Consider the following 9654-nt stretch of genomic DNA (forward strand, 5'->3'; position numbering starts at 1 on the left):
GCATGGAGTTTCGTCGCCTTGGCCGCAGCGGCCTGTCGGTAAGTGAGATCTCGTACGGCAACTGGATCACCCACGGCTCCCAGGTCGAGCAGGACCAGGCCGTGAAGTGCGTGCACGCGGCGCTGGACGCCGGCATTTCGACCTTCGACACCGCCGACGTCTACGCCAACACCAAGGCCGAGTCGGTGCTGGGCCAGGCGCTCAAGGGGCAGCGCCGGGAGAGCCTGGAGATCCTGACCAAGGTGTTCTGGCCGACCGGCCCCGGCGGCCCCAACGACCGCGGCCTGGGCCGCAAGCACATCCTGGAGTCGATCAACGGCTCGCTGGGCCGGCTGGGCACCGACTACGTCGACGTCTACCAGGCGCACCGGTTCGACCGGACCGTGCCGCTGGAGGAGACGTTCCTGGCCTTCGCCGACATCGTGCGCCAGGGCAAGGCCCTCTACATCGGCGTCTCCGAGTGGACCGCCGACCAGATCACCCGCGGCGCGGCCATCGCCCGCGAGCTGAAGGTGCCGTTCATCTCCAACCAGCCGCAGTACAACATGCTGCACCGGGTCATCGAGCCGCAGATCGTGCCGACCAGCGAGCGGGAGGGCATCTCCCAGATCGTGTTCTCGCCGATCGCCCAGGGCGTGCTCACCGGCAAGTACCTGCCCGGCCAGCCGGTGCCCGAGGGCTCGCGGGCCACCGACGCCAGCGGCAAGAACTTCATCTCCCGGCTGCTGCTGGACGAGGTGCTGGAGAAGGTCCAGCTGCTCAAGCCGATCGCCGCCGAGGTCGACCTGTCGCTGGCCCAGCTGGCCGTGGCCTGGGTGCTGCAGAACCCGAACGTGGCCTCCGCGATCATCGGGGCCAGCCGGCCCGAGCAGGTCGTCGAGAACGTCAAGGCCGCCGGCGTGAAGCTGGAGCCGGCGATCCTGGAGCAGATCGACAAGGTCCTCGATGGCCACATCCACACCGACCCGATGCTGACCCAATCGCCCTGACCCCCTGCCCCCTGCCCCGGCTCCACTCCACGTGAGTGGCTCATTTTCGCTTTTCGCCCCACGTGAGTGGCTCAGGTGGCCGTGGAAGCCAACTGAGCCACTCACGTGGCTGAGAAGTTGGCGGGCTGAGAAGTTGGCGGGACTGAGAATCTCAGGGCTTGAGGCTCATGGGGCCGTAGACGATGTCGTCGCCGTCGAGCAGCGTCACCTGGGTGACGTCGATCTCCGCGAGGTCGGTCCAGGTGGCGCTGAGCCAGTCCTCGGCGGCGTCCTGATCGTCGAAGGTGACGTCCGGGCCGGGCACGTCCACGCCGTCGTCGTCCTGGTACTGCCATCGCAACGCCATGCGCAGACGGTAACGTCCGGCCCGTGACGTCACGGACACTGGTGCTCGGAGGCGCCCGCTCGGGCAAGTCGGCCCATGCCGAAGGCCTTGCCTCGGCTGCTGATCCCGTGACCTATGTGGCCACCGCGCGCCGGGATCCGTCGGACCTGGACTGGCAGGAGCGGATCGCCAAGCACGTGGCCCGCCGGCCGGCGACCTGGTCCACGGTGGAGACGATCGACCTGCCGCCGGTGCTGGATTCGGCGCCGGGGACCGTGCTCGTCGACGATCTCGCGACGTGGCTGACCGGCGTGCTGGACGACACCGGCGCGTGGGAAGGGCCGCTGGACGCCGCCCGCGTGCGGTGCGACGCCCTGGTCGACGCCGTGGTGCGGCGGGACGGTCCGCTGGTGCTGGTGTCGGCCGAGGTCGGGTTGGGCGTGGTGCCCGCGACCCGCTCTGGCAGGCTGTTCCGCGATGAGCTGGGCTCGCTGAACGCGAGGCTGGCGCAGGCCTGCGACGAGGTGTTGCTGCTCGTGGCCGGCCTGCCGCTCCGGGTGAAGTGAAAGGATCTTGTGGTGACGAGCATCGAGTTCCCCGCCGTGGATCCGCCGGACCCGACCGCGCGACGGGAGGCGGCCGCGCGGCACGAGCGGCTGACCAAGCCCGCCGGGTCGCTGGGGCGGCTGGAGGAACTCGGCGTGTGGATCGCCGCGTGCCAGGGCAAGTGCCCGCCGCGGCCGTTCACCCGGGCCCGGGTGGTGGTCTTCGCCGGCGACCACGGCGTGGCCCGCGGCGGCGTGTCCGCGTACCCGCCCGAGGTGACCGGGCAGATGGTCGCCAACTTCATGACCGGCGGGGCCGCGATCAACGTGCTGTCCGGGGTGGCCGGGGCGACCGTGCGGGTGGTCGACATGGCCGTCGACGCCGAGACCCCCGACCAGGTCAGCAAGTTCAAGGTGCGGCGCTCCTCCGGGTCCATCGACCGTGAGGACGCCCTGACCGAGGACGAGGCCCGCCGGGCCGTCGCCGCCGGCATGGCCGTCGCCGACGAGGAGGTCGACGGCGGGGCCGACCTGCTCATCGCCGGCGACATGGGCATCGGCAACACCACCCCCGCCGCCGTCATCGTCGCCGCCCTCACCGGCGAGGAGCCCGTGGCCGTCGTCGGCCGGGGCACCGGCATCGACGACAGCGCGTGGATGCGCAAGACCGCCGCCATCCGCGACGCGCTTCGTCGGGCCCGCAAGGTTTCCGGCGATCCGCTGGCCCTGCTGCGCACCGCCGGCGGCGCGGATCTGGCCGCCATGGCCGGTTTCCTGGCCCAGGCCGCCATCCGCCGCACCCCCGTCGTGCTCGACGGCCTCGTCGTAGGGGCGGCCGCGATGGTCGCCGAGGACCTCGCCCCCGGGGCCCGGCACTGGTGGGTCGCCGGGCACCGCTCCGTCGAGCCCGCCCACAGCTTTGTGCTGGGGCACCTGGGGTTGACTCCCGTCGTCGACCTCGGCATGCGCCTGGGCGAGGGCTCCGGCGCCGCCGTCGCGCTGCCCCTGCTCACCATGGCCGCGCGGATCCTCACCGACATGGCCACCTTCGGCGACGCCGGCGTTTCCGAGCGGTCCGAGGACACTGCGAGCACCCCGTCGTAACCGTGTCAGGTCTGCGGCTCGCCGTGTCGTGGTTGACGGTCCTCCCCGTTCCCGGGCCGTCCACCGTCGACCGGCGAGTCGCCGCCCGCGCCATCGCCCTCGCCCCGCTCGTCGGTCTCCTGCTCGGGGCCTTCGCCGCCGCTGTGTCCTGGGGCGTCGTCGTTTTCGGCGCTCCCCCGCTGCTCGCCGGCTTTCTCGTCGTCGGGCTGCTGGCGCTGCTCACGCGGGGCATGCACCTCGACGGCCTCGCCGACACGGCCGACGGCCTCGGCTGCTACGGGCCGCCGGCGCGGGCCCTGGAGGTCATGAAGTCCGGCGGCGCCGGACCTTTCGCCGTCGTCGTGCTGGTGGTCGGCCTCGGTCTCCAGGCCGTCGGCTTCGGCTCCGAGCCGTGGGGCGCCGTGCTGCTGGCGGTTGTCACCGGGCGGGTGGGTTTCGCGTGGTGCTGCCGGCGTTCCGTTCCCGCGGCCCGCCCCGAAGGCCTGGGGGCCTTGGTCGCCGGCTCGCAGCCGGTGGCCGTCCCTCTATTGTGGACAGTGGCCGCCGTGGTCGGCGGGGTGTTCGCGGTGCCCGGAAAGCCTTGGCTGGGGCCGATCGGCGTCCTTGTGGCCACCGGCCTCGTGCTGCTCCTCACCCACCACGTCCGCCGCCGCTTCGACGGCATCACCGGTGACGTCCTCGGCGCCGCGGCTGAACTGGCGACCACGGCCGTGCTGGTGGTGTGCGCGTTCTAGCGCAGAGCCCGGCGTCCTGCTCGCTATGCCAGCGCGACCGGCAGGGATTTCAGGGCGTGGGAACGGAAAGAGCTGCGCCACGGCAGTTCCTCGACCGGGACGGCTAGCCGGAGCGAGGGGTAGCGGTCGAACAGGGTCGTCAGGGCGATGCGGGTTTCCAGGCGGGCCAGGGGAGCGCCGAGGCAGTAGTGGGGGCCGTGGCCGAAGGTGAAGTGCTGGGCCGGCCGGGAAGGGTCGAAGGAGTCGGGGGAAGCGAAGCGGGCCGGGTCGCGGTTGGCCGACATCACGCCGAGATAGACGGTGGAGCCGGCGGGAATGGTGACGCCGTCGACATCGATGTCCTCGAGCGGGAACCGGCGGATGGCGAACGGCAGCGGCGGCGCGTGACGCAGCAGTTCCTCGACGACGTCGGGCAGGCGGGCGGGGTCGCGCAGGGCGGGGTCGTCGACCAGGGCCACCACCCCGTTGACGATCACGTGGGCCACGTTCTCGACGCCGGCCAGCAGGAGCAGGAAAGCCAGTGACACCAACTCGTTCTCGGTCATCCGGTCCTGCTCGTCGCGGGCCTGGATGATCGCGGAGAGCAGGTCGTCCCCGGGCTCGGTCCGCCGGCGGCCGACCAGCTCCAGCATGAACTTCTGGAGGTTGGCCACGGCCTCGACCACATCGCTGGGCTGGGTGGGCGCGAACATGGCGGTGATCCACGCGCCGAACGCCAGCCGGTCCCCCGCCGGCACCCCGATCAGATCGGAGATCACGTGCAGCGGCAGCTGGGCGGCGAACGTGGGGACGAGGTCGACGGCCGGACCCTCCAGCCGGTCCACCAGGCGCGTGGCCACGGCCTGGATGCCCTCGGCCATCAGCTCGACGCGCCGGGCGGTGAAGGCCTTGGACACGATCCGCCGCAGCCGCTGGTGGTTGTCCCCGTCCTGGCTGAGCAGGTTGGCGTCCAGCTCCGGCGGCAGCGAGAAGCCGACATAGGCGTCGCGGGAGTTGGCCTTGTCCAAGGACATCCGGGCATCGCCGAACAGCCGCTGCACGTCGACGGCCCGAGTCACGATCCAGGCCGTCTGCCCGTCGGGCAGGGTCACCCTGTGCGCGGGCGCCTCCTCGCGCAGCCGGTGGTGCTCCGGATACGGATCGGCGTGGTACTCGGCGTCGAACAAAGCCATCTGCTTCCCCCAAACCCAAGAAAAACCCCGTGGGACCACGGACATGGTCCCACGGGGCCGCTGATGAGGGTCAGGCGAAGGTGCGCATCCACCCGTGGGTGTCGGCCCCGCCGCGCTGGATGCCGGTGAGCGCCTCGCGCAGCTTCATGGTCACCGGGCCGGCCTCGCCGCCGTTGACGAGGAACTCGCCGTCGGCGTGCTTGACCCGGCCCACCGGGGTGATCACCGCGGCGGTGCCGCAGGCGAACACCTCGGTCAGCTCCCCGGTCCCGACCTTCTTCTCCCACTCCTCGGTGGACACCCGGCGCTCCTCGACCGGGTGGCCGAGGTCGCTGGCGACCTGGAGGATGGAGTCGCGAGTGATGCCGGGCAGCAGCGAGCCGGACAGCTCGGGCGTGACGACCTTCGCGTCGGCCCCGGAGCCGAACACGAAGAACAGGTTCATGCCGCCCATCTCCTCGACCCAGTGCCGCTCCATGGCGTCCAGCCACACGACCTGGTCGCAGCCCTGGTCGGCCGCCTGGGCCTGGGCCTGGAGCGACGCGGCGTAGTTGCCGGCGCACTTGGCCGCGCCGGTGCCGCCGGGGGCGGCCCGCACGAACTCGGTGCACAGCCACACGCTGACCGGCTTGAGGCCGCCGGCGAAGTAGGAGCCGGCGGGCGAGGCGATGAGCACGTACACGTACTCCTTGGCCGGCCGGACGCCGAGGCCCTTCTCCGTGGAGATCATGAACGGCCGCAGGTAGAGGGACTCCTCGGCCTGCTCGGGCACCCAGCGGCCGTCGACCCTGAGCAGCTCCTCGATGGAGCCGAGGAACAGCTCGTCGGGCAGCTCGGGCATGGCCAGCCGGCGCGCCGAGGAGCGGAACCGCTCGGCGTTGGCCTCGGGACGGAACGACTTGAGCGAGCCGTCGGGCTGGCGGTAGGCCTTGAGCCCCTCGAAGATCGCCTGACCGTAGTGCAGCACCATCGCCGCTGGGTCGAGCACCAGCGACTGGTAGGGCTGCACGGTCGGTTCGTGCCAGCCCTGCTCCGTGTTCCAGCGAATCGTCACCATGTGGTCGGTGAAGTGCTGTCCGAAGCCCGGCGAAGCCAGTACCGACGCTACCTGCTCCGGGGTCGCCGGGGACGGGTGCGGGACATGGCTGAAGTGGGTGCCTGGCGTCATGTGAGAAGGCTAACGCCTACTCGCCGGTCAGAAAATCGCAGTCCCAAAGATCGGACATCCAACCATCAGTAGTCGCCGGCCGGCAGCGTCGGCGCAGGCCAGTCGGGGTCCGGGCGGAAATCGGTCCACGTCCCGTCGAACGGGAAGCGGCCGGCCTCGGCCAGCGCGATCAGCCGCTCACCCTCCGTGCGCAGCTGCCGCAGGTGCTCGGCCGAGAACCGCCCGGCCCGCACGCACTCGTCGGCCTCGTCTTCGTCCTTCCAGGCCCAGCTGCGGTCCGGCGCCACGGCCACGTCCAGCGCGCCGTCGACCCGGTCCACAGTGGACGCGGTGCGGCCCAGCGGGATCTCCAGATTCACGTACCAGCCCCGGAAATCCCAGTCCCGGGTGAAGAACCACCACACGCTCGACCACCGGTCCTCCTCGACCAGGCGCAGGTTGGCCGAGGTGTGCCAGACGTGCGGGTACCGCTCCCGTTCAAGGGTGAAGCGCTGCTCGATCGGCACGGCGCGCGGGTCGCCGCCGCCGACCAGCCGGGTGCCGACGATCGGGGTGTCCGCGGGCAGCCAGCCGACCAGCGCCCGGCCGTCGTCGGACAGCACGGACAGCGGATGGACCTGGCCGAGAGTGCCGTCGAGGCGGCGGAATCGCAGCAGCGCGGTGGCGCCCGGGGCCCAGATCGCCGATACGTTCGTCACACCGTTCGACGGTACAGAGACATCCCCGCGGAGCCGAGCAGAACGACCCCGATCGTCGTAGCGAGCAGGACCGGCGGCATGGTCATGCCGTACAGAACGGACAGTCCCAAGCCGAAGCACGCGGTCCGCATCGGCCAGGTGCGGTCCTCCTTGAGCAGGATCCGCGCCGAGGCGTTGGTGAACGCGTAGTAGGCCAGCATCGCGCAGGCGGCGAGGCCGATCGCGGTCGACGGCTGCAACAACACCAGCAGCACGGCGATCACCAGGCCGCCGATCCAGCCGGCCGCGCGGTCGTTCCCCAGACCCGCCGGCAGATCGCCGCTCCTGGCCACAGTGGTCACGGTGCGCCGCGCCCCCGACAGGACACCCAGCAGCGCGGCGACGGTCGCCACGGCGGCGCCGACCGTGACCAGCGGCACGATCCACTGCCCGTCGGCCGAGACCACGGCGTCCAGCAGCGGGGCGGGCGACAGGGCCAGCCGGGTCGAGCCGAGCTGGCGGAACGCGGCGTAGCCGACGGCCAGGTAGACGCCGAGCACCAGCACCAGGGACACCGGGATGGCCAGGTGCAGGCGGCGGGCGGTGAAGGACGGCTCGCCCAGGCCGGGCGCGGTGATCCGCTCGAAGCCGAGGAAGGCGAACACCATGATGCCGGCGGAGGTCAGCAGGCCCAGCGGCTGGTCGGCGTCGGGGGCGTTGGTGATCGGGGGCGGCGGCACGGCCAGGCACGTGGCCACGACCAGCCCGAGGGCAACGGCCACAATGGCCACCACGGCCCAGTTCAGCGCGCGGTTGAGCCGAAAACCGACCACGTCCAGGGCCACTGACACAGCCAGCACGGCCAGCGCGCCGAGCAGCGGCCGCGTCGGCGTGACGTACGCGCCGAACGTGCCGGCGATGGCGGCCGCGGCGGCCAGCCGGCCGAGGATCGAGGCGCTGCCGGCCATCCGGCCGGGCCACGGCCCGAGCAGCTGCGTGGTGTAGCGGTAGCCGGCCCCGTCGCCGGGGAAGGCCCGCGCCTGGTCGGCCGTGGAGAACGCGCTGCACGCCGCGAGCAGGGCGGCCAGCACCACGCCGACCAGGGAGTAGATGCCGGCGACGGCCGACGCCGGGCCGAAGGCCGCGAACACGCCCGCGCCGAGCATGCCGCCGACTCCCAGCAGCACGGTGTCGGACACCGGAAGCTGCCGGCGCAACGTGCGTGTCACGCTCCCCACCTTCTCAGACGCGGCCGGTGATCGGCAGCCACCTGTCGAATGACGCTCGCCGAGCGGTAGTTAGCATCGGTTTTCAAGTTGTTCACCGCTGCAGGATGTCGAGGAGCCAAAAGTGACCGCGCCGAAGCTAGCACTGACCGACAGCGACCTGGTCGCTCTGGCCGTGGACGTTGTTGTCATCGGCACTGTCCAGGGTCCCGACGGCCTTGAGCTGGCCCCGGGCGCGGACGCTGTCGCCGCGGCGTTCGACGGCGGCCTGCCGGCGCTGCTCGGTGTGCTCGGCGCGACCGGCAAGGCCGAGGAGGTCGTGAAGGCCCCCACCGGCGGCAAGCTGGCGGCCCCGCTGCTGATCGCGGTCGGCCTGGGCAAGCCCGGCGAGCACGGCGTGAGCACCGAGCAGGTGCGGCGCGCGGCCGGCGCGGCGGCGCGGGCCCTGGGCAAGGCCAAGAAGGCGGCCAGCGCACTGTCCGCGGTGGACCTCGGGGCGGCCGTCGAGGGCACCCTGCTCGGCTCGTACACGTTCACCCGGTACAAGTCCGAGCCGGCCGAGGCCACCCTGGCCAAGGTCGACCTGGTCAGCCCGGCCGAGGGCGCGGCCAAGGAGCACAAGGCGGCGCTGAAGGCGCACACCGCCATCGCCGAGGCCGTGATCATCACCCGTGACCTGGTGAACACCCCGCCCAACGACCTGTACCCGGCCAGCTTCGCCGAGCGGGCCGTGGAGCTGGCCAACGCCAACGGCATCGAGGTCGAGGTGCTGGACGAGAAGGCGCTGCGCAAGGGCGGCTTCGGCGGCATCCTCGGCGTCGGCGGCGGCTCGGCCCGGCAGCCCCGGCTGGTGCGGCTGGCCTACAAGGGCCCCAAGGCCCGTAAGAAGATCGCCCTGGTCGGCAAGGGCGTCACCTTCGACACCGGCGGCATCTCGATCAAGCCGGCCGCCGGCATGGACGAGATGACCTCCGACATGGGCGGCGCCGCGGCCGTGGTGGCCAGCGTCGTGCTGGCGGCCAAGCTGAAGTACCCGCTGGAGATCGTCGCCCACGTGCCGATGGTCGAGAACATGCCCTCCGGCGACGCCTACCGTCCCGGCGACGTGCTGACCATCTACGGCGGCAAGACCGTCGAGGTGCTCAACACCGACGCCGAGGGCCGGCTCATCCTGGCCGACGCCATGGTGCGGGCCGCCGAGGAGAACCCCGACTACCTCATCGACACCGCCACCCTCACCGGCGCCGCCGTGGTCGCCCTGGGCAAGCGCACCGCCGGCGTGCTCGGCACCGACGAGTTCCGGGACCGGGTCGCCGCGCTGGGCAACGCCGTCGGCGAGGGCAGCTGGGCCATGCCCATGCCCGAGGAGCTGCGCGCCGACCTCGACTCCCGGCTGGCCGACCTGGCCAACGTCACCGGGCACCGCTGGGGCGGCATGCTCGCCGCCGGGCTGTTCCTCAAGGAGTTCGTGCCCGCCGGCCTGCCGTGGGCGCACATCGACGTGGCCGGCCCGGCGTACAACACCGGCGGTCCGTTCGGCTACGTCACCAAGGGCGGCACCGGCGTCCCGGTGCGCACCATCGCCGCCGTCCTGGCCGACATCGCCGCCAACGGCTGAGCCCGCGCTTGGAAGGGGGCTTTCCTCCACTCGGAGTGGAGGAAAGCCCCCATCCAAGCGTGTAATAAGACCGGGATGACGGTGGGGATGATCCTC

The 9654-nt window shown here is 71.9% G+C and carries 10 protein-coding genes; 5 read left to right on the plus strand and 5 right to left on the minus strand.

Going from position 1 to position 9654, the window contains the following annotated elements; genetic code table 11:
• The first annotated feature begins 2 nt into the window (after positions 1–2).
• Positions 3–989, plus strand: coding sequence for an aldo/keto reductase family protein (locus ACIG5F_RS14250; protein WP_396518087.1), 987 nt, complete (start codon positions 3–5; stop codon positions 987–989).
• Positions 990–1140: 151 nt separating this feature from the next.
• Here ACIG5F_RS14250 and ACIG5F_RS14255 read toward each other — a convergent pair whose 3' ends face one another.
• Entirely contained in the window at positions 1141–1335 is a 195-nt protein-coding gene (locus tag ACIG5F_RS14255; protein ID WP_396518088.1) for a hypothetical protein, read from the minus strand.
• A 23-nt stretch (positions 1336–1358) separates the two neighbouring features.
• Here ACIG5F_RS14255 and cobU point away from each other — a divergent pair, with 23 nt between their 5' ends.
• The 3 genes from cobU to ACIG5F_RS14270 are packed head-to-tail and all read left to right on the plus strand — an operon-like array spanning position 1359 to position 3697.
• The gene (gene cobU, locus ACIG5F_RS14260) at positions 1359–1880 is read left to right on the plus strand and encodes a bifunctional adenosylcobinamide kinase/adenosylcobinamide-phosphate guanylyltransferase (RefSeq protein ID WP_396518089.1); all 522 of its coding nucleotides are present in this window, start codon (positions 1359–1361) and stop codon (positions 1878–1880) included.
• Positions 1881–1892: 12 nt separating this feature from the next.
• Positions 1893–2963 (plus strand): nicotinate-nucleotide--dimethylbenzimidazole phosphoribosyltransferase, encoded by a 1071-nt coding sequence (cobT, locus tag ACIG5F_RS14265; protein ID WP_396518091.1) that lies wholly within the window; start codon positions 1893–1895, stop codon positions 2961–2963.
• 2 nt (positions 2964–2965) lie between these two features.
• Positions 2966–3697 (plus strand): adenosylcobinamide-GDP ribazoletransferase, encoded by a 732-nt coding sequence (locus ACIG5F_RS14270; RefSeq protein ID WP_396518093.1) that lies wholly within the window; start codon positions 2966–2968, stop codon positions 3695–3697.
• Between the two features lie 23 nt (positions 3698–3720).
• On the opposite strand, the gene ACIG5F_RS14275 is transcribed toward ACIG5F_RS14270, so the two are convergent.
• The 4 genes from ACIG5F_RS14275 to ACIG5F_RS14290 form a co-directional block, all read right to left on the minus strand.
• A complete protein-coding gene (locus ACIG5F_RS14275) occupies positions 3721–4869 on the minus strand; it encodes a cytochrome P450 (protein ID WP_396518095.1) in 1149 nt (382 codons plus the stop codon).
• A 70-nt stretch (positions 4870–4939) separates the two neighbouring features.
• Entirely contained in the window at positions 4940–6037 is a 1098-nt protein-coding gene (locus ACIG5F_RS14280) for a branched-chain amino acid aminotransferase (RefSeq protein ID WP_396518096.1), read from the minus strand.
• A gap of 65 nt (positions 6038–6102) precedes the next feature.
• Positions 6103–6735: a DUF402 domain-containing protein gene (locus tag ACIG5F_RS14285; protein ID WP_396518097.1), complete on the minus strand. Its 633-nt coding sequence runs from the start codon at positions 6733–6735 to the stop codon at positions 6103–6105.
• On the minus strand, positions 6732–7943 hold the full coding sequence (locus ACIG5F_RS14290; RefSeq protein ID WP_396518098.1) for an APC family permease: 1212 nt from the start codon (positions 7941–7943) through the stop codon (positions 6732–6734). Before ACIG5F_RS14290 ends, ACIG5F_RS14285 begins: the two co-directional genes overlap by 4 nt.
• 121 nt (positions 7944–8064) lie before the next feature.
• Here ACIG5F_RS14290 and ACIG5F_RS14295 point away from each other — a divergent pair, with 121 nt between their 5' ends.
• A complete protein-coding gene (locus tag ACIG5F_RS14295) occupies positions 8065–9558 on the plus strand; it encodes a leucyl aminopeptidase (protein ID WP_396518099.1) in 1494 nt (497 codons plus the stop codon).
• Positions 9559–9654 lie beyond the last annotated feature (96 nt).

Origin of the sequence: Kutzneria sp. NPDC052558 (assembly GCF_044547355.1) — a bacterium.
In the GTDB taxonomy this organism is placed as follows: domain Bacteria; phylum Actinomycetota; class Actinomycetes; order Mycobacteriales; family Pseudonocardiaceae; genus Kutzneria.